Source organism: Collinsella sp. AF15-51, assembly GCF_003462845.1.
GTDB lineage: Bacteria > Actinomycetota > Coriobacteriia > Coriobacteriales > Coriobacteriaceae > Collinsella.
Window position 1 is genome coordinate 133,677 of record NZ_QRYG01000002.1, and the last position, 20,308, is coordinate 153,984.

Genomic DNA, 20,308 nt, shown 5'->3' on the forward strand with positions numbered 1-20,308 from the left:
GTTACTCCTCCGATGCGGTGGCCGCGGTGTCGTCGCCTTCGGCACCATCACCGGCAGAAGGCTCGGCCAGGCGATAACCCACGCCGCGCACGGTCTCGATGGCGCTGGCATGCTCGCCCAGTTTTTGGCGAAGCGTCTGCACGTGCACGTCAACGGTGCGCGAACCGCCGTCGAAGTCCCAGCCCCACACGCTCTGCAGCAACGACTCGCGAGTAAAGACCACGCCGGGCTTGCGCATGAGGTACTCGAGCAGGTCGAACTCGCGCAGGGTGAGCTTAAGCGGCTCGCCGGCAACGGTCACCTCGCGATGGCTAGGCGAAAGCACGATGTCGCCCACGCTGAGCACATCGCTCGCCTGCTTGACCATGCCGCCGCGACGCAGCAGTGCGCGGCAGCGGCTCGCAAGCTCCATGAGCGAAAACGGCTTAGTCAGGTAATCGTCGGCACCGCCATCGAGCGCCATCACCTTGTCGAGTTCGGTGTCCTTGGCGGTAAGCATCATGATGGGCACCGTCGCCGTCAGGCGATCGGCACGCAGGCGACGCATAATCGCCAAGCCATCGGTGTCGGGCAGCATGATATCGAGCAGCACAGCATCGGGCACCCGTCGCGCCACGGCAGCTTTAAACTCGCCATCACACGAAAAGCCCTCGGCCTCGATTCCCTGCTTGCGCAGCGCGTAGACTGTCAAATCCCTGATGTTGTCATCGTCCTCGACGTAATAGATCATGTTGAACCCCTTTGCGGCCGATATGACCGCATCTTAACCCTAAAGGCACCTGTAAAAGACAGCGTCAGCCAAAACGCCCCGTCAAATAATCCGCGGTGCGCGGATCGGACGGATTCTTAAAGAGTTGCGCGGTGGGCGCGTGCTCCACCAGCTCACCCAGCAAAAAGAACGCAACCGAATCGGAAATACGCGCGGCCTGCTGCATGTTGTGCGTCACGACCACCAGCGTGCAGGTCTCCTTGAGCTCGCAGGCCAGCTGCTCCACCACCAACGTCGACACAGGGTCGAGTGCCGAAGTCGGCTCGTCCATCAGCAGAATGTCGGGCTGCACGGCAAGTGCGCGGGCGATGCACAGGCGCTGCTGCTGTCCACCCGAAAGACCCAGGCCCGACTCTTTGAGCTTGTCCTTGACCTCGTCCCACAGGGCAGCGCGACGCAGGGAGTCCTCGACCAGCTCATCGAGCACGGCGCGGTCGCGCACGCCCATACCGCGAGGACCGTAGGCGACGTTGTCGTAGATGCTCATGGGAAATGGGTTGGGGCGTTGGAACACCATGCCCACGCGCTGGCGCAAACGGCAGATGTCGCAATCGCCCAGGATATCTTGACCATCGAGCGCAATCTTGCCCTCGATGCGGCAATCCTTGATGCCGTCGTTCATGCGGTTAAAGCAGCGCAGCAACGTGGACTTTCCGCAGCCCGAAGGCCCGATGAACGAGGTGATCTGCTTGTCGCGGATCTTGATATTCACGTCCTTGAGCGCATGGTGGTCGCCATAGAACAGGTCGAGGCCCTCGACGTCGATGCGCGTCGGCGAGGCGGCAAGATCCTCTGCCGTGGGGCGAGTCGCATCCCCAACCTCGCGCTCATGCGCGGCCTCGGCCTGCGCTTCCATGAGTTCTTCAAGCTCCGTGGGCTCCACAGCCGCAGCAGCCGTCATACCGCACACCTCCATATCGATATCAATTCAGCAGTATCGATAGTAGGAATCGCGGCTCATACGCACGTGAGCACATTGTCAAGTGTTTGTAAGGGCACGCTAGCTATGCGGCGGGCAGTTCGATGGTGAATATCGTGTGTTCGGGCGTCGATTCACATGCAACGGTACCGCCGTGTGCCGCGATGATCTCCTTGGCAATAGCAAGGCCCAAACCGGCACCACCGCGATTGGTCGCACGCGCCGCATCCAGGCGATAGAACTTCTCAAAGATCACCTTGAGCTTAGCCGCAGGGATAGGATCGCCCTGATTGATAAAGCGCACGCGCACGCCGCCATCGTCTTGGCGCCTGGCCTCAATCGTGATAGTCGAGCCCTCATAGCTATAGGCGACGGCGTTTTTCATGATGTTGTTAAACACGCGGGCCATCTTATCGCCATCCACGAGCACCGTCAGGTCCTCGCGAATATCAACCTGGGCTTCCTTATGTTGCTCGTTGAGGATGGGATAGAACTCGTCAGCCACCTGAGCCAGCAGCAACCCCAGATCAACATAGCCGCGCGTGAGCACGATATCGTGGAAGTCAAAGCGCGTGATATCGAAGAACTCTTCGATGAGTGCATCGAGCCGGTGCGCCTTGTCGAGCGCCACGCCCGTAAAGTGCGCACGTTGCTCAACCGGCAGCTCAGGAGCCTCTTGCAGCAGCGAAAGATAGCCCACCACACTGGCAAGCGGGGTGCGTAGGTCATGTGCCAAGTACGTGACCAGATCGTCCTTGCGATGAGACTCGTCACGCAGAGCTTGCTGCACCTTGCGCTCACGGTCACGCACGCGGTTAAGGGCGCCCTCGACCTCCAAGAAGTCGCCGTCGATGTTATCCCAGGTGTCGGGGTGATCGATCAGGCGATCTTGAATACGAGCGGCCAGCACACAATCGGCATGCTGCTCGCCCTGCTCGTAGCCATGGTAGTACAGGGCGCGGCCGCAAAAGAACAGCACGCACACGGCAAGCGCCAGCACAAAGCCAAGCATGTTGAATACAAAGCCGGCATCGAACAGCACTGGCCCTTCGATGCCGCCGAGCGCCATGGCGCCAATCGCCAACGTCATGGCCCACGCGGCACCGCCAATCACCACGCAACGGCGCACGATTTCGAATCGATCGATCAGCAAAAAGCCGACAAGCAGCACCGCTAAGACTCCGGCGATGTTGTCGATGCCAATCAGCAGCAGGCTCAGCAAAAAGAGCAGCACCGTCGCAAGCGCGCGGTTGTCGACGACTGCCCGTACGTATTCAAAGAGTCGATCGGGCACCTCGAATGCCTGCCTATCGTCTTTTGTCATATCCACTTCCCCACCATCAAAGGCGCTATTCGATTATGTAGCCGACGCCCCAGACGTTTTTGATAAAGCGCGGCTTTTGAGCGTCGTCGCCAATCTTTTCGCGCAGGTGGCGAATGTGCACCATCACCGTATTGTTGGAGCCGGGCATAAAATCCTCGTTCCACACCGCGCGGAACAGATCCTCCACGGCTACCACGCTGCCGCGATGCTCAACCAGATACAGCAAGATGGAATACTCGATGGGCGTGAGGCGCACCGGTGCACCGTCCACCGTTACGGAACGAGCATCGCGGTTGATCTCCAGGCCGTCGAGCTGGATGGTCGGCGACTCGGCCGCCTGCGAGCGGCTACCGTAGCTGGTGTAGCGGCGAAGCTGAGCGTGCACGCGCGCGATGAGCTCCAGCGGACGGAACGGCTTAACCACGTAATCGTCCGCGCCAAGCGAAAGGCCCTCGATCTTGTCTTGCTGGGCATCGCGCGCCGTCAGCATGATCACAGGATAGGTATGGCTGGAACGGATCGTACGCAACAGCTCAAAGCCATCGATATCGGGCAGCATGACATCCAACAGTGCCAGATCGAACTCCTGCTCCAGGATTGCCTTGGCAGCATCGGCCCCGCTATAGGCGACCTGTACGTCAAAGCCTTCTTTTGTAAGGTAGATACCAACCAAGTCGGCGATGGCCTTTTCGTCATCAACTACCAAAATGCGCTCGTTCATGCGTGCTCCTCTCGCGCTCCATTATGCCCGAGGCGACGCACACCACACACAACAAGCGTGGGTGATTAAGTCGGCCTTAAGCACCCTTGTGCCCGTTCGGGCGCGGATGTGGGCCACGCACGCACGCGATGATCACCGACACCGGCAAACGATATACTCTAGTTCCAGAAGAGACCATCCCGTCGAAAGCGAAATCTGTGAAGTCCCTCATCTCTTTTGCAAAGCGCTCAGCCCAGCTTGCCGCCGGCTTTGTCTGCGCTATCGCCCTTGCCGCTGGCGTGCCCACCGTCGCCGGCGCCCAAGTGCTCACGACCGACAATGTTTGCGGCAAAACCGCCGATACGCGCGGCATCACGGCCGAAAACCTGCCCGATATCGATGCGACCAATGCCCTCGTCATGGGCAAAGACGGCACCGTCTACTATGGGCGCGGCGCCGATGAGCAGGTCAAAATCGCCTCGATCACCAAGGTCATGACCGCAATCCTAGCCGTCGAGAATTGCAAGATGGACGAGAAGGTCACGGTAAGCAACACCGCGGCCACCGTGGGCAATTCAACCGCCGGCTTGCTCGAAGGCGACGAGCTTACCGTGGAGCAGGCACTGCGCGGCCTGATGATTCCCTCGGGCAACGACGCCGCCATCGTGCTCGCCGAATATGTGGGCAAGAAGATCGACCCTAAGACCAAAAACGCCGAGGCCACCTTTGTGAAGGCCATGAACGAGCGCGCTAAGAAGCTCGGTTGCACCGGCACGCTTTTTGAAAACCCGCATGGTCTGGACTTTGATGAGTGGGCTGGCGATATGCACTCAACCGCACACGACGTAGCGCTGATGATGCAGGAAGCCATGAAAAACGACACGATCCGCGAGGTCGTAGCGAGCGAGGATTCCTGGATCGAGGTCACGGGCGCCGACGGCACCGACCATTCGCATTCCATGGACACGCATAACTATTTGCTAGGCCAAGATGGCAACATCGGTGGCAAGACCGGCACCACCGATGATGCAGGCTATTGCTTTACGGGTGCCTACAACCGCGATGGCGACGAGATCTACACCGTCGTTTTGAACTCCACCACCACCGACCAGCGCTTTACCGATACCGCAACCCTTGCCAATTGGTACTATGGTCACAAGGTGACGGTTGCAATCGCCAACACGCAGGAAAAGACCGCCAACGGCAACCCGCTTATGGCGCGCATTGGCCAAACCGACTGGACGGATAAGACGATCGACGCCACACTCGCCGATCCCACGGCGCAAGCGACCGTGTTTTCCCTTGCCGGCGAGGTGGCCGAAAAGGTTAGCTACGACGATCTTTCGGGCACGGTGCATGTGGGCGACAAGGTGGGTAGCGTCACGCTCAAGCAGGACGGCACCAAGATCGCCGTCATGGACCTGGTTGCCGACGAGGAAGGCGCAGGGCCGAATCCCATTGAATGGCTGCTCGTGAAGCTCGATCGCTTGGGCCGTCGCATCGACAACCGCCCACTCACGGCAGAAAGCGAGACCGTCGCCAAGGCGCCCGAGGTGTAGGGCGCAAGAATAATAAGTCCGCTGAAAGGAGGCGTCCGAAAGGATGCCTCCTTTTTTGAGGGTTCGAATCCCCAGCCGCCATTCTTGATAATAAAAAGGGCCCCAAATGGGACCCTTCTTCAAGTTCATACTGGCGGAGAGCTGGGGATGTTCGGGCATGCTGCGCATGCCCTCCGGCTTCAAAGCCTGGCGGCTTTTCGCCCACGGGCTACAAACGCTTTCGCGTTTGCTTAACGCCCGTGCCCTCTCGGGTTCGAATCCCCAGCCTCCTTTCTCCGCACAAAAAAGGGCCCCAAATGGGACCCTTCTTTCAAGTCATACTGGCGGAGAGCTGGGGATTCGAACCCCAGATGCCCTTTTGGGGCATACTCGCTTAGCAGGCGAGCACCTTCGGCCTCTCGGTCAGCTCTCCGTAACAGCCGTTTTATAGTAACCAAACAGCCAAGGATGGGCAAGAGGAAATTTTCTAATTGCCTAGCAGCCTTTCCTTCTTGAAAGCTTCGCCTACCCCAGCGAGCGGTTGAGGGAGCCGAGCTCGTCGTTGCCCATGGTGCGCCACATTTGGAAGATACAACCGCGCGCCAGGAAAAAGAAACCGTTGTCGACCAGTTGCACAGCGGCATCTGCCAGCTGATTCGTCACGGCGGACACTGGCGGCAGCTCTAGTCCAGCCTTGTGGATGGTCTCGACCGCTTCCTCGAACGTCGGAGGCCCGCTGACGCCCATCTCGTTCATAAGGCCCTGCATTTCTTCCAGCGCGCTGCTGCCCGACTCCTCGCCGCGCGGCACCAGACGGTAACAAGCCAGCGCCAGGTCGAGCTGATCGCAATTCCAATAGGCAAACGCCAAGCGATAGAACAGGTAGCCGATTGCAGAACGATCGCTGGCAATACGTAGGCCGTGGCGCGCCACCTCGATAATCTCGTCAAAGCGCTCCAGACGCGCAAGCACGTTGATGAGCGCAAAGTGCGGCTGCATGGACGAGCGCGCCAGATCGTAAAGATGGCGCACCTCGGGCAGTGCTCGTTCAAAGTCCTCTTGCTCGGCGTAAAAGCTGCAGATCTCGTGCTGGGCAAAGTACAGCGCATCGGGCGCACGAAGGATTCGCACAGAGCGGTCTTCTTCCAACACCGGTAGCACCATGCGCACCAGCTGGTTATCGCAAAACTGCGTTTGAACCGGACCTGTCGCCAAAAGCTCGGCGACGGCGCACTTAGCCTCCAACTCCTCAACAAGACGGGAAAAGCCTTCAAAAGCACCTGTACGGTCGACTTTTGCCTGCTCGCGCAATTCAACAACACGGGCCACGTATGGGTCGTCGTCCTCTTCCATGACCTCCAGCTCGTCAGCCGTATCGGCAAGCAGCAGATCGCGCAGCGCCGGCGGCAGCATGCGATGGTCATCACGCGGACGAGCATGAACCTCCGCCGGCTCAATCGTCTCCGGAGCGGTTGACTCATACGCCTCAAGCACACGCTTGCACGGCATATCGTCCATGTCCATGCTCTCAAGATCCTTGGCGACAGGCACGCAATCGGCCAGATAGGCCGCACGCCCAAAGAAATACGTTGCGACAACGCACTCGCCCTGCTCACTGTCGGGAGCAGCAATCTGCACATAGCAGCGCGTGATGCAGGTGCCCGCGGCAAAACACGCTGCCGCAAGCGTGAGCGCCACGCGCGCATCGTGCTCCGCGGCCCAGATCGTGCGCGTGTCCTCGTCCAGCTCGTGCCAGGCGTCATCTTGAGCGTCGTATTCACGTTGCGGCATGGCATCAACGACAGACTGCCCAAACCGAACGAGCATAATCCCCTCGGCAACGTTTGCCCGATAGGTATAGTCGAGCCGCGTGACCACGTTAAGCGCCTCGACAATACGCGCGAAGCGGGTACGCACATCCCACTCACCGCCCGGCTGGCAAGCCACCGTACCCGGTTTGCCCCACGGGTTATCGCTCGAGGCCGTATCAAGCAGTCGGGGAACATCGTTGGTCGTCTTGGCGATATGCCACGCATCAAAGAGCGCGCAGCCCTCAAGGCTCGGCGAGGATGCCGCAGGGACCAATCCGGCCCCGATGTGCTCAAGGATGCCGGAGAGACGGTTAAGACGGCACTCGATGGCAAGCAGCATGTCAATCTCGTCCTGGTCCAGCAGGCTGCGATCAAAATTGAGATAGAAAAGCTTTGAGCGATCGATGCGAGCCAGGCTCATCTCGGACTTAGCGGCGATGGTGCGCAAGCGAGGCAAGTCAATTTCACTCATAAGGGCGGCGGCATAGCGCTCGATACCGCTCGGATTCTCGGCATGGTCAACGCGGTAGAGCAGTGTCTCGATAGCGTCAGGTAGCGGTGTCGTGTTAAAGCCCAAAAACACCTCGACCGGCTCGGGCAACTTTACGAGCTTGATCTTGTCGACAACGTTTTGCATACCCTCGTCGAGTCCGTCGGCGTCCGCCGTGCTCGCAATGGTATTTTCGGAGTCAGCGAATATCACGTAGCGCAGGAACATCGATGCCATGAACTCACCGTAAGGAAGGGAGCGGGTCGAATTCCATGTCTCGTGATCGGACTGTTCGCGCATGGGACCTTCGGGAGAGCCGACGGTTCGCGCGCACGCGCGCATCGTGCCGTTTGCTCCCCTCACCATAATCTCACCAATACCGGAGTCCGACTCGTCAAGGACCAGTTCCATGTCGGGATCGTTGGGCAGCGGAGCCTCGCTGACGGGGCGGTCCACCTTGTACACCTCACCCGAAACGCTTACGTAGCCCAAAAGCGACACATGGCTTTTGCCAACGAATTCGACGACATAACAAGATTCATGCTGATCCTCGCCAAAGAGTTTCCAGACCACGCCATATGAGCGTCCCGCAGGCTGCTCGGGCATCGCCGGAAAGCGCTTCTTGGGATCGAGAAACCTGAGCTTGTATGTCGGACGCTCTGCCACGAAATATCACCCTGATCGGTCGCTTGAGAAGGAGTGGTCGCGAATAAGTCGCGACATCTACTCGGAATCTTACACGAGTCGACAGGAAATCGTCCGCTTTACGCCCGTGCCTCGACCGAGGTTCGAATCAATGCGGTGTTTACGTAAAAGAAAAGCCCCCGTTGCCGGGAGCTTTAATCTCAAATGGTGCGGCGTATAGGATTCCGCGCATCCGCTGCGCGGATCCGCACCGGCTTCGCCCGCCTGCCGGCGCGCTCGCCCGCGGGCTAAAAACGCTCCGCGTTTTCTTTACGCCCGCGCCTCGACCGAGGTTCGAATCAATGCGGTGTTTACGTAAAAGAAAAGCCCCCGTTGCCGGGAGCTTTAATCTCAAATGGTGCGGCGTATAGGATTCGAACCTATGACGTTCTGATTCGTAGTCAGACCCTCTATCCAGCTGAGGTAACGCCGCAACTTGTTGATTATTATGCACATGGACTGAATAATGGTCAAGCATTTTTTCAAAAAAAGTTATCGAATTTGATTTTTAATCATTTGGAGGGCTTGGCGCGATCTTCGACGCATCGCGATATAAGAAAAGCCTCCGTTACCGGAGGCTTTAAAGTTCAGTTGGTGCGGCGTATAGGATTCGAACCTATGACGTTCTGATTCGTAGTCAGACCCTCTATCCAGCTGAGGTAACGCCGCAACGCACGGATTATTATGCACGCGAGCCCCCGATGGGTCAAGCGACAATTAGAAAAAATTTTACGGAGTGATAATTAAGTTGTTCGTGCCTCGACCGAGGTTCGAATCCATGCGGTGTTGCCATAAAAGAAAAGCCCCCGTTGCCGGAGGCTTTCAATTTCAATTGGTGCGGCGTATAGGATTCCGCGCATCCGCTCCGCGGATCCGCGCCGGCTTCGCCCGCCTGCCGGCGTGCTCGCCCGCTCGCTACGGACGCTCCGCGTCCGCTTCACGCTCGCGCCTCGACCGAGGTTCGAATCCCTGTCTGGTCTCCAAAAAAGAAAAGCCCCCGTTGCCGGAGGCTTCAAGTTCAATTGGTGCGGCGTATAGGATTCGAACCTATGACGTTCTGATTCGTAGTCAGACCCTCTATCCAGCTGAGGTAACGCCGCAGCGCAAAACATATAAAACCACTTTAGCTTATTGGAGTCAAGCACAATCTCAAACTTTTTTGTGGAACGCAGTTTTGTCATGCTGCTCCGCATATACCGTCGTTCCCCGTACGATCGATTGGCTTTTCGATCACGTCAAACTTAGCATCAAGTTCCCTCAGGAGCGATCTCACCCGCTGGGCACAATCATAATCGGCAAACGAGATACTCAACATGCGAGCAACCTGGTTAGATGTCCGGACCCCATAGAAATGCTCCAGGGCCACAAGCCCCTCGTGCGCCACAAACGTCTCAACCACATGCGGCGACTCCTCGTAGCACCATTGGGTCAACGGACCCTCGCTCGTCTGTCGAACCACCAGGCCACCCATGCCAGACGGCTCACACGTCACAAGCAGGTACTCCCCGCCCTCGTCGCTCTCAAACAAAACCACCCGATCATCAAACAGCTCCATCGCGTCCCCTTTCTCTCGCTCTTATTTAGCAAAAGCATAGCAGGTAGATGGCTGTATACAGAACAGTTGTTCGTGTGTTTTCTATTGAGCTGTCCGCACAGCATGGTATGGCAGCACACAAAAAGGGCACCCCAAAAAGGAGTGCCCTAGCAAATCGCTTATGCAGCCAATCTACGCGACCGGCTCGATCTTCTCGAGGCCGCCCATGTAGGGACGCAGAACCGCGGGGATCGTGATGGTGCCGTCAGCGTTCTGGTAGTTCTCCAGAATGGCTGCCATGGTACGTCCAGCCGGCAGACCGGAACCGTTGAGGGTGTGCAGATAGCGCGAACCCTTGAAGTTCTCGGGGTCGCGATACTTGATGTTGGCGCGACGGGCCTGGAAGTCACCGCAGTTGGAGCAGGAGCTGATCTCCTTGTAGGCGTTGTAGCTCGGCAGCCAGACCTCGACGTCGTAGGTCTGACGGGCAGAGAAGCCCAGGTCGCCGGTGCACAGGCTAATCACGCGATACGGAAGACCCAGCTGCTGCAGCAGGAACTCGGCCTCGGCGGTCATGCTCTCGAGCTCCTTGTCGGACTCCTCCGGCTTGGCAAACTTGACCATCTCGACCTTGTCGAACTCGTGCTGGCGAATGATGCCGCGGGTATCGCGACCAGCGGAGCCGGCCTCCTCGCGGAAGCAGGGGGTGAAGGCGGTGTAGCGGCGCGGCAGGGTATCGGCGTCGAGGACCTCACCGGCGTGCAGGTTGGTGAGCACGACCTCGGCGGTGGGGATCAGGAAGTTGTCGCCCGAGACGTGATAGGCGTCGTCCTCGAACTTGGGCAGCTGGCCCGTGCCGAACATGGTCTGACGCTTGACGACGATGGGCGGCCACCACTCCTTAAAACCACGGCTGGTGTGCGTATCGAGGAAGAAGTTGATGAGGGCGCGCTCAAGACGGGCGCCGGCGCCACCGAGAACGGTGAAGCGGCTGCCGGAGAGCTTGTTGCCGCGCTCGAAGTCAAGGATGTCGAGGTCGGTGCCCAGATCCCAGTGCGGCTTAAAGTCGAAGTCGAACTCGCGCGGGGTGCCCCAACGACGGCGTTCGATGTTCTCGTCCTCGTCCTTGCCGTACGGCGTGGCCTCGCAAGGAATGTTGGGCAGGTGAGCCATGAAGTCGTACTGCTCCTGCTCGAGGGCGGTGCGGCGCTCGGCCAGACCGTCAATTTTCTCGTTGACGGCGCGCACGGCCTCTTTGGCGGCCTCGGCCTCGTCCTTCTTGCCCTCCTTCATCAGGGCGCCGATCTTCTTGGACTCGGCATTGCGCGTGGCTTGAAGTTCCTCGACCTCGGTGATGACGGCACGACGCTCGTCGTCGAGCTCAAAGAACTTCTCGCGATCCCAAGACGTCTGGCGGTTAGCCATGGCGACATCGATGGCATCGGGGTTCTCGCGAACAAACTTGATATCAAGCATTAGATCCTCCGGCGATATACATTCCATTTAGGTTGCAACCTTGTACATGTATGGGCAAGTATATACTTATGAGCGTTTACGACCCAACTCAACTACGCAAGAAGGCACCCAATGGACGCAGTTTTTTCCTTTTTGTTTGGCACCCGCACCGGTTTTGCCATCCTTTTCGCCGGCGGCATCCTGCTGTTTGCGATTATTGCCTTTGTAATGGAGAAGCGCACCCATAAGATGTATGTCGACCGCGGCCCCAAGTCCGAGGACGAAGAAGACAGCTTCTGGGACTAACCTGCCAAAAAGGGACAGGTTTATTTTGGTCGGTTTTATCTGGGCAAACGCAAGTGCCCCGCAACTGGAATTGAGCCAGTTGCGGGGCACTTTTCGCTAAAAGGACAAAACCGCAGGAAAAACCTGCCAACATAAACCTGTCCCTTTTTTGGTCGGTTTTACTGGAGGGTTGCGTCGATTGCCTTGACCAGGGCGCTGCGCATGCCGGCGTCCTCGAGCGCAACGACGCCCTTGATGGTGGCACCACCGGGCGAGCATACGGCATCCTTCATCGCCGCAGGATGCTGGCCAGTTGCAAGCTGCAGCTTTGCCGTACCCAGCACCATCTGGCTCACAATGCGATAAGCATCCGCACGCGGGATACCGTGCTTGACCGCCGCATCGCCCAGGGCCTCGATTGCCATGGCGACAAACGCCGGAGCGCAACCACCCACCGTGCCGCCCACAAACAGCAGGCTTGTGTCGAGCTCGACGACAGCGCCAAGCTTACCGAGCAGGTCGAGCACCACAGCACGCTGCTCGTCGTTAAGCGTCGAAGCCTTCTCGCAGGCGATGACGCCCTCGCCCACCGAAACCGGCGTGTTGGGCACCGTCGAGATATGCGCGACGCCCGGCAGGACCTGCTCCCACTTGGCACTGTCCCAGGTCCAGGCAACCGACAGAACGACCTTTTTGGCAAGAGCATCCTTGAGCGGGGCGAATACCTTCTCGATCATGTACGGTTTGACCGCAGCGACCACGATATCGGATGCGGCGACAACCTCGGCGGCATCGTGGCAGGCGACCATTCCGCGCGCCTCGCAGCGCTCAACCAGTGCGTCGTAGCGACCCGCGCAGGCGCACATGTCGCTCACAGCTACACCGGCAGCGATCCAGCCATCGGCCATAGCGCTCGCCATATTGCCAAAACCGACAAATCCAATCTTCATATCGCATAGTCCTTTCAGACACATTCCTCAAAACGAAAGGTATTGTCCCACGCCATTGTTTCGTATTGCCGACCTATTTGTGATACGGCTCGCCACGACTGATCTTGCAGGCACGGTAAATCTGCTCCAGCAGCACCACACGCGCCAGGTTATGCGGCAAGGTAATGCGTCCAAAGCTGAGCATCTCGTCGGCTCGTGCGCGCACGTCATCGCTCACGCCGTCCGAACCGCCGATTACAAAGGCAATGTCGCTGCTGCCTCGCAGCATAAGATCGTCGAGCCTCGCCGAAAACTCCTCGCTCGAGCGCTCCTTGCCCTCGATAGCCAGCAGGATCACATGCGCTCGAGATGGCAAGGCGGCAAGAATCGCCGCCCCCTCCTTGTCGCGCGCGGCATCCACGCCGCCCGCCTTAGCCGGGTCGATATCGGCCACCTCGTGGATATCCACCTTGGCATAGGCACCTAGGCGCTTGGTGTACTCAGCGCACGCGTCCTTCCAAAAGCGCTCCTTGAGCTTACCGACGCAAACGACGGTGTATTTCACGCGCGTCTACTCCTTCGAATCGTTTTGAACTTTGCCGGCGGCCAGCATCTGCTCGAACATCGAGGCCGACTGCGAAAAGTCGCTCGGCAGCACGACCGTCGAGGTTTTACCCGTGCGAGCGAACTCCGTCATCATCTCGGACCACTGCGTAAACATGAACAGTTGGTTGGCCTCGTCATTGCCGACACCCGTCTCCTGGATGATCTCGAGCGAATCTTTGATACCCAGCGCGATGGCCTTGCGCTGGTTGGCGATGCCCTCGCCCGCCTTTTCCATAGCCTCGGCCTCGGCGGTCGCCTCGGTGACGCGCTTGATGCGGTCGGCCTCGGCGAGCTCCTGCGCGGCAGCGCGCTTGCGCTGGGCAGCGTTGATGTCGTTCATGGAGTTCTCAACCTCGGTCGGCAGTGCGATTTTGGTGATGAGCGTCGACACGAGGGTGAAGCCGTAGGCGGCCATCTGCTCGGAAACGGTAGCGTTGACATCCTTGGCGATGTCATCCTTCTTGGCAAAGACCTCATCGAGTGTGTAGACGGGGATGGAGGAGCGCAGGGCGTCGGTGATGAAGTCGCGCATCTGGTCGACGGGCTCCTGCAGCATATAGTAGCTCTTGTAGATGCCCGAATCTGCCGGGCCGGCGCCCATGTCATAGCTCACGTGGTACTGAGCGGAGACCTCAAGGCCAATGGTCACGTTGTCCTGGGTCTTAACGTCGATGCCAAAACCATTTTTCATGGTGCGCAGACTCACCGTGGCGGCCTTGCGGTCAATCACGGGCACCTTCACGTGGAAGCCCGCGTTGACGATACGATTGAACTTACCCAAGCGCTCGATGATTACGGCGTGCTGCTGTTCAACGACATAACAGGCGTTGGGGAGCAGGAGCAACAAAATGATGATGGGAATCAAAAGGCTGGTAAGGGCGGCGATGATACCGGAAAACAGCATGGTCTCTCCTCTGATAGGCACACGTTGGCATTAGGATACCCGTCCAAGGAGATCGTGCATAACAAAAAAGCTCCCATTGCTGGGAGCTCTTTCATTTAATGGTGCGGGCGAAAGGACGTCCGCGTATCCGCTTCGCGGATCCGCACCGGCATCGGCCGCCTGCCGGCGTCCTCGCCAGCTCGCTAAAAACGCTCCGCGTTTTCTTGACGCTCGCTCCTTCGCAGGTTCAAGTCCCCGCGATGGGCCCATAACAAAAAAAGCCCCCATTGCTGGGAGCTCTTTCATTTAATGGTGCGGGCGAAAGGACTTGAACCTTCATGGGGTTGCCCCCATACGGACCTGAACCGTACGCGTCTGCCAATTCCGCCACGCCCGCGTGCAGGAATTAGAATAACGGAGCGTCACCGCGAACGCAAGAACTATTTTTGAAAAAGTTTGCAGGCATTTTCCCAAGCGGCATGCGCGATTGTTTCGGCGTCCTCACCAGTGCGATCGACACGGTCGTTAACCAGCGCGTTTGCCGTAATGGAGATCATTGCGGGCTCGCATTCAAGACCGCGGATGGGCTCCGGAGCCATATACGGGCAATCCGTCTCGAACAAAATTCGATCGAGTGGGGTTGCCGCAAATGCCTCGCGCACGTCTTCGTTGCGCTTAAAGGTGGCCGCACCACCATAGGCGATATAGCAGCCCAGCTCCACAAAGCGCTCCATCGTGGCGCGGTCCTCGCCAAAGCAGTGCAGCACACAACCGACCTGGGGCACGCCCACCTCACGAAGCACGTTGTACGCATCCATATGCGAGGTGCGCTCCCCATCCGAGTCCTCGTGCCGCAGGTGCAACTCCACCGGCACATTGCAGCGCATGGCGACTTCGAGCTGACGTGCCATGCAATCAATCTGCACGCTGTGGGGCGCCGGCGCGATATCGTCGTCATAGTCCATGTGGTAGTCCAGACCGATTTCGCCAATACCGGCGCACAAAGGGTCATCAAGCGCAGCAACAACCTGTGCGTGAACGTCGTCGGTATAGTCCGGCGCGCCATACGGATGCACGCCGGCAAGATACTTGATCTGCGGGATATCCTGCATCGGCAGAATCTCGCGCACGAGCCAGTCGCTATAGTCCGTCACGCTGCGCTTATCGGCAATGGGATCGAAGACCGTCACCAACAGGTCGATGCCTGCCGCCTTGGCACGCACGAGTGTCTCGGGCACATCCTTGCCCCAGAACGAAAGCAGATGCGCATGTGTGTCGGCAAGCGGTGCCAAGGGCACGGGACAAGCAACCGTCTTCTTTTTTTTGGTAAACGTCACGCGTTCGGCATTAAGCGTCATGGGAAAGCTCCCGGGCCAGACGGACAAAGTCGGCAACATCGAGCGTCTCGGCGCGCGTGGTGGGTGCGATACCGCAAGCCTCAAAGGCGGCATCGAGCACGTCCTTGGCAAAGCCGTTGGCGCTCATGGAATTGCGGATGGTCTTGCGACGCTGAGCAAATGCAGCATCAATCACGCGGGCCACAAATTCGCGATCGAGTCCTTCGGGCACCACACCGTCAACACGGTCGATACGCACGACGGCCGAGTCCACGTGTGGCGCCGGCATAAAGCAACGCGGCGGCACCTCAAAGCGACCCGTTACCTGCGCATACAGGCCAAGCTTTGCCGTATAGCCGCCATAGGTCTTGTTGCCCGGCACTGCGGCAATGCGATCGGCAACCTCCTTTTGCACCATGACGACGGCGCGCTTGAGCGCCGGCATCGTCTGGAAAAATTGCAAAATGATCGTCGCCGCCACGTTATAGGGCAAGTTCGCGACAAATACCGTCGGCTCACCGCCCGCAGCCTGCTCAATCTGCTCCGGGCCCACCTTAAGCGCGTCGCCCATGATAAAGCGGAAGTTGGCATAGTCGGCGGCGTGGGCGTCGAGCACCGGTTCGAGCTCAGGATCGGCCTCAATGGACGTAACGCACGCCGCTTCCTGCAGCAACGCAAGTGTCAACGTACCGCAACCCGGACCCACCTCGAGTACGCGCTCGTCACCTGCAAGCTCGGCAAGCTCGCAGATACGCTCGATCACATGATTGTCGATTAGAAAGTTCTGGCCCAGGCGATGCTTGGTCGCAAGGCCAAACTCCTCCAGCAGCTCCCTTGTTGCCGTGGGGTTTGCCAAAGGCGAAGTTGTCATAGTTGCCTCCTTAGCATGATGGCGGCGTCTTGAAACGAAAGGGCATGGACCGTTGCGGCCATGCCCTTACATCTAAACAGCAAATTGCCGATATGGCGCTCGCGCGGTCTCTACGCCAGACGCGGGAACAGCGGATCGCCCTTCTCGACGGGCTGACCACCAGCAAGCAGGCCCCAAGCGCAAATGCCCTTGAGGTCGTCGGTCGCGGCCTCGTTCTCGCAGGACAGGCGGCGCAGGGCCTCGGCAGAGGTCTGAGGCATGAGCGGCATCAGCAGGTGAGCGGCAATGCGGATGGCCTCGAGCAGGTTGTAGATCACAAACGCCAGCTCGTCAGCCTTGGCCTCGTCCTTGGCAAGTGCCCAGGGCTCGGAGTCCTCGATGTAGTGGTTGGCGGCGTGGATGAGCTCCATGACCTCATCCTTGGCTCCGCCGTAATCGAGCACGTCCATCTTGGCCATGTAGCGGTCGACCAGGCCATCGGCGATCTTTGCCAGCGGGTTGTCGAACGCATCGAACGATGCGGGCTTGGCGGGCGCGCAACCGTCAAAGTACTTGCCGCTCATGTTGAGCGAACGCGAGATAAGGTTGCCCCAGCTGTTGGCCAGGTCGGCGTTGTAGACCTGCTCCATGCGATCGAAGCTGATGGCGCCGTCGGTACCGGGAACGACATCGGTCATAAAGTAGTAGCGATAGCCCTCGACGCCCAGCATGTCGATAACATCCTGCGGAGCGATGGCGTTACCGCGGCTCTTGGACATCTTCTCGGCCTTGCCGGTCTCGGCATTGCGCACGGTCAGGAAGCCGTGGGCAAAGACGTGCTCGGGCAGGGCCTCGCCGATGGCCATGAGCATGGCGGGCCAAATGACGCAGTGGAAGCGGATGATGTCCTTACCCACGATGTGGAACTGCGCGGGCCAGCGATAGGCCAGCTCGGCACGCGCCTCGTCGGTGTCGACACCGTAGCCGACGGCCGTCATATAGTTGAGCAGCGCGTCAAACCATACATAGGTCACATGGCCCTCGTCAAACGGAACCTGGATGCCCCAGTCAAAGCTCGTGCGACTCACGGAAAGGTCGTTGAGGCCGCCCTCGACAAAGCTGCGAACCTCGTTCATGCGGAACGCAGGCTCGACAAAGTCGGGGTGCTCGTCATAGAGCTTGAGAAGCTTGTCCTGGAAGGCGGAAAGCTTAAAGAAGTAGGACTCCTCCTGGACGCGCTCAAGCGGACGGTGGCAGTCGGGGCATAGATGCTGGCCGACGCTGCCGTACTCCTCGTCGCCCTTCTGGACCTGCGTATCGGTGAAGTAGGTCTCGTCAGGCACGCAATACCAACCGTCGTAGCTGCCCTTATACAGATAGCCGGACTCCTTCATGCGCTCCCACAGGTACTGCACGGCATGATGCTGGCGCGGCTCGGTGGTGCGGATGAAGTCGTCGTTGGAGATCTCGAGCTTGCTCCAAAGCTCCTTGAAGTGCGGAGCCTGGCTGTCGGTCCACTCCTGCGGCGTCATGCCATGCTTGGCTGCGGCCTCGGCGACCTTCTCGCCGTGCTCGTCCATGCCGGTCAGGAACTTGACGTTATAGCCGGCGGAGCGGCGATAGCGAGCCTGAACGTCGGCGATGATGGTGGAATAAGCCGTGCCCAGGTGCGGATCGGCGTTGACGTAGTAGATGGGCGTCGTGATAAAGAACGAAGGCTTGCTTTGATCCATGGGGTTTGTCCTCCAGAAAAACGTTGCATACAGGGGATGATTCTAGCGCAAGGGCTGGATATCCTCCATCTATTGCATATCGAGCACCATGGCATAGACATCGCGCTTGCGGCGCGAATACTTCTGAGACAGGCGCTTGGCCACCGCAGAGGCGGGCTCCCCCTCCTCGAGCGCGGTGCGGATATCCTCGCGCAGGGCATCGTCGGGATCCGCTACCGCAGCGCCAACCGGCGCGATGCCGGCCTCCTCGTCCTCGCTCGGCGGCGCGATGACCAGCGCAATCTCGCCCTTTACCTCGCCGCGAGCACGCAGCTCCTCGGCAAGCTGGTCAGCGAGCCCGCGCAAGACCTCCTCGTGCAGCTTGGTGAGTTCGCGGCAGACGGCAAGCTCACGCTGGGGAAAGACCTCCGCCACGGCCTCGAGCGTCGCCACGATGCGATGTGGAGACTCGTAGAAGATGAGTGCGCCGGGCACCACGGCAAGGCGCTGCAAACGGCGCACACGGTCGCCGTGCTTTCGGCCCAAAAAGCCCTCGAAGAAAAAATGCTCGCAGGGAATGCCGGACGAAACGAGTGCCGTGACGCAAGCAGAGGGTCCGGGAATAACTTCGACAGGCACATCGGCCTCACGCGCCGCCTCGACCAGCGCCTGGCCGGGATCGGACACGCTCGGCATGCCGGCGTCCGAGGCAAAGGCGAGGGTCTCCCCCGCCAGCAGACGGTCGACCAGGCCGGCAGCGCGGCTAGCGATCACATTCTCGTCGCAACGGACAAGCGGCTTGGAAATACCCAGGTGCATCAGCAGCTTTGACGTCACACGCGTGTCTTCGCAGCAAATGGCATCGGCGGCGGCAAAAGCCTCGCCAACGCGCGGGGACAGGTCGCCTAGGTTGCCGATGGGCGTGCCGACCACATAGAGTTTGCCCGTATGGGCGCTGTTTTGCGTCATATCAACCTATTCAATCATGCCGCGCTCGAGCGTACCGAGCGCCGCGCGGGCGTCCCATGCTGCAATGCGCTTCTCGGTCTTCCACGTTTGGAAGAACCAACCGGCAGCCGGCGCAAACGAAGCCAGCTGGTTGGCGATAAACACGCGCTCGTAGGCATTGCGGCCCTCGGGCGTAACCGACGAGTTAGCAAAGATCGCCGCGCCCGACCATTCGCCCACCAGCACGGGGAACCCAGTCGAAATCGCCTCTTTAAGCTCGCGCTTGTTACGCGAAATCGCCGTCGTCAGCCCGCGGGGGCTCGTGATGTCGAGCGCATACTCGTCGCGGTAATGGTACAGGTGAAGGTCCATGTAGACGTTCTTGTACTTGGCGCCGCGCATAAAATGCTTCCACTCGCTGGGATGCCCCGACGACGAGAAGACGACGATCTTATCCTCGGGCATATACGAACGGACGAGCTCGTAGGCATCGCGATAGAAATTGCGCAGGTAGTGAGCGGGAATGCCATCCGTCATGGTGAAGAGGCTCTTGCGAACGCTCATCTGCGGCGTGTCCAGCAGCTCAATGCCCAGCAGGCTCTCGGCCTCGCCATAGCGATCGGCCAAGCGCTCGAGCACGTCGAGTGCGACATGACGGCCGTTGGTGGACGAATGCCACTCGGCAACAGCCTCCGGCGTGGTGGGCGAATCGTTGGAATCGCCCTGGCCACCGGGCACGGTTGCCAGATCGAGCAGCACGCGGATGTCGTATTTGGCAGCCCACTCAATTGCGCGGTCGATGTAATCGACAACCGATATGTAGGAGGCATCGGACTCCTGTGAGCCAAAGGCATACCAGGGCACCGGCAGACGCACGGCATTGAGACCGATCTGCGCCATGCGACGAAAATCGTCCTCGCTCACAAACGTCTCGTAATGGCGGCGCATGCGCTCGTTATAGGCGGCGGTACCCATGGCCTCCTGTAGCTCGGCCGCGTTGGATGTACCGGTCGCCGCGTACAGCGACGGGGTCACCCAAGGCTCGGGAATAAACCAGCCAGAGAGATTAACGCCGAGTATCCTCTCCATCACTGCCCCCTTCGGATCATGCAGGTCGAACCCGCATCGTATTGCATAGGATAAGTATCGTTTTGAGTATACCCGCGTGTGCGGACAGGCGACCGAACGGTCTGTAAAGTGACGCGAAAGTGGGAGGAATGTCTGGGGCGGGCGGGCTCGGAATGGTGCGACGAGGTGTGTACGCGCGCCGGAGGCAGGCACCGGAAAGTGTGTCCCGTTCTGAGCCCTTATTCTGGGACGCAGTTTCCGCAGAACCCTACATAAAAGAAAAGGACCCCTTTGCAGAGGTCCTAGTCAATTCAAGGTGGCGGGGAAGGGAATCGCGTCCGCGCGCTGCGCGGACGGACCGCTGCGGCGCTTACGCGCCTTGCGAGCTGCGCTGGCAAACGCTTACGCGTTTACTCAGCTCCGCGCCCTCACGGGGTTCGATTCCATGTGGGAGCTGCATAAAAGA

At 59.3% G+C, this 20,308-nt stretch carries 17 protein-coding genes and 5 tRNA genes; 2 read left to right on the top strand and 20 right to left on the bottom strand.

From position 1 onward, the window contains the following. Window position 1: 1 nt before the first annotated feature. From DWW51_RS01695 to DWW51_RS01710, 4 genes are all read right to left on the bottom strand, one after another. Window positions 2–730 carry a response regulator transcription factor gene (locus DWW51_RS01695; RefSeq protein ID WP_089572665.1) on the bottom strand — a complete coding sequence of 243 codons (729 nt, stop codon included), beginning with the start codon at window positions 728–730 and terminating at the stop codon, window positions 2–4. A 64-nt stretch (window positions 731–794) separates the two neighbouring features. After that, complete coding sequence (gene pstB / locus DWW51_RS01700) at window positions 795–1,670, bottom strand: phosphate ABC transporter ATP-binding protein PstB (RefSeq protein WP_192934545.1); 876 nt, start codon at window positions 1,668–1,670, stop codon at window positions 795–797. 103 nt (window positions 1,671–1,773) lie between these two features. Continuing rightward, window positions 1,774–3,012, bottom strand: a complete 1,239-nt coding sequence (locus tag DWW51_RS01705) for a sensor histidine kinase KdpD (RefSeq protein WP_117773202.1) — start codon at window positions 3,010–3,012, stop codon at window positions 1,774–1,776. Between the two features lie 25 nt (window positions 3,013–3,037). Continuing rightward, complete coding sequence (locus DWW51_RS01710; RefSeq protein ID WP_117773204.1) at window positions 3,038–3,733, bottom strand: response regulator transcription factor; 696 nt, start codon at window positions 3,731–3,733, stop codon at window positions 3,038–3,040. A gap of 197 nt (window positions 3,734–3,930) precedes the next feature. Between DWW51_RS01710 and DWW51_RS01715 the strand changes: the two genes are divergently transcribed. Then, window positions 3,931–5,271, top strand: a complete 1,341-nt coding sequence (locus DWW51_RS01715; RefSeq protein ID WP_197032134.1) for a D-alanyl-D-alanine carboxypeptidase family protein — start codon at window positions 3,931–3,933, stop codon at window positions 5,269–5,271. 321 nt (window positions 5,272–5,592) lie between these two features. On the opposite strand, the gene DWW51_RS01720 is transcribed toward DWW51_RS01715, so the two are convergent. From DWW51_RS01720 to serS, 7 genes are all read right to left on the bottom strand, one after another. Then, window positions 5,593–5,683: transfer RNA gene (locus tag DWW51_RS01720), tRNA-Ser, on the bottom strand. A gap of 92 nt (window positions 5,684–5,775) precedes the next feature. Then, window positions 5,776–8,217 (bottom strand): lipopolysaccharide assembly protein LapB, encoded by a 2,442-nt coding sequence (locus tag DWW51_RS01725; RefSeq protein ID WP_117773207.1) that lies wholly within the window; start codon window positions 8,215–8,217, stop codon window positions 5,776–5,778. Between the two features lie 374 nt (window positions 8,218–8,591). Continuing rightward, window positions 8,592–8,668 (bottom strand) — tRNA-Arg (locus tag DWW51_RS01730). 159 nt (window positions 8,669–8,827) lie between these two features. Beyond that, window positions 8,828–8,904 (bottom strand) — tRNA-Arg (locus DWW51_RS01735). 354 nt (window positions 8,905–9,258) lie between these two features. Further along, a tRNA-Arg gene (locus DWW51_RS01740) sits at window positions 9,259–9,335 on the bottom strand. A 77-nt stretch (window positions 9,336–9,412) separates the two neighbouring features. Continuing rightward, window positions 9,413–9,790, bottom strand: coding sequence for a hypothetical protein (locus DWW51_RS01745; RefSeq protein WP_117583806.1), 378 nt, complete (start codon window positions 9,788–9,790; stop codon window positions 9,413–9,415). Between the two features lie 171 nt (window positions 9,791–9,961). Continuing rightward, window positions 9,962–11,245, bottom strand: a complete 1,284-nt coding sequence (gene serS / locus DWW51_RS01750) for a serine--tRNA ligase (protein WP_117647930.1) — start codon at window positions 11,243–11,245, stop codon at window positions 9,962–9,964. Between the two features lie 111 nt (window positions 11,246–11,356). On the opposite strand from serS, the gene DWW51_RS10265 reads away from it, so the two are divergent. Next, complete coding sequence (locus DWW51_RS10265; RefSeq protein ID WP_168170424.1) at window positions 11,357–11,530, top strand: DUF6724 family protein; 174 nt, start codon at window positions 11,357–11,359, stop codon at window positions 11,528–11,530. A 158-nt stretch (window positions 11,531–11,688) separates the two neighbouring features. Here DWW51_RS10265 and proC read toward each other — a convergent pair whose 3' ends face one another. The 9 genes from proC to DWW51_RS01795 form a co-directional block, all read right to left on the bottom strand. Beyond that, window positions 11,689–12,459 carry a pyrroline-5-carboxylate reductase gene (gene proC / locus DWW51_RS01755; protein WP_117773209.1) on the bottom strand — a complete coding sequence of 257 codons (771 nt, stop codon included), beginning with the start codon at window positions 12,457–12,459 and terminating at the stop codon, window positions 11,689–11,691. Between the two features lie 73 nt (window positions 12,460–12,532). Further along, a complete protein-coding gene (gene rlmH, locus DWW51_RS01760; protein WP_117773211.1) occupies window positions 12,533–13,003 on the bottom strand; it encodes a 23S rRNA (pseudouridine(1915)-N(3))-methyltransferase RlmH in 471 nt (156 codons plus the stop codon). Window positions 13,004–13,009: 6 nt separating this feature from the next. Next, a complete protein-coding gene (locus DWW51_RS01765; RefSeq protein WP_055250521.1) occupies window positions 13,010–13,948 on the bottom strand; it encodes an SPFH domain-containing protein in 939 nt (312 codons plus the stop codon). A 289-nt stretch (window positions 13,949–14,237) separates the two neighbouring features. Next, window positions 14,238–14,324 (bottom strand) — tRNA-Leu (locus DWW51_RS01770). Window positions 14,325–14,367: 43 nt separating this feature from the next. Further along, on the bottom strand, window positions 14,368–15,285 hold the full coding sequence (locus tag DWW51_RS01775) for a TatD family hydrolase (RefSeq protein ID WP_117773213.1): 918 nt from the start codon (window positions 15,283–15,285) through the stop codon (window positions 14,368–14,370). Then, window positions 15,275–16,135 (bottom strand): 16S rRNA (adenine(1518)-N(6)/adenine(1519)-N(6))-dimethyltransferase RsmA, encoded by an 861-nt coding sequence (rsmA, locus tag DWW51_RS01780; protein WP_117628985.1) that lies wholly within the window; start codon window positions 16,133–16,135, stop codon window positions 15,275–15,277. The genes DWW51_RS01775 and rsmA overlap by 11 nt, the downstream gene beginning before the upstream one ends. Window positions 16,136–16,245: 110 nt before the next feature. Next, window positions 16,246–17,847 (bottom strand): methionine--tRNA ligase, encoded by a 1,602-nt coding sequence (gene metG / locus DWW51_RS01785; protein WP_089572678.1) that lies wholly within the window; start codon window positions 17,845–17,847, stop codon window positions 16,246–16,248. A 69-nt stretch (window positions 17,848–17,916) separates the two neighbouring features. Beyond that, window positions 17,917–18,795: a 16S rRNA (cytidine(1402)-2'-O)-methyltransferase gene (gene rsmI / locus DWW51_RS01790; RefSeq protein WP_117773215.1), complete on the bottom strand. Its 879-nt coding sequence runs from the start codon at window positions 18,793–18,795 to the stop codon at window positions 17,917–17,919. 6 nt (window positions 18,796–18,801) lie between these two features. After that, window positions 18,802–19,863: a glycoside hydrolase family 5 protein gene (locus DWW51_RS01795; protein WP_117773217.1), complete on the bottom strand. Its 1,062-nt coding sequence runs from the start codon at window positions 19,861–19,863 to the stop codon at window positions 18,802–18,804. Between the last annotated feature and the right edge of the window lie 445 nt (window positions 19,864–20,308).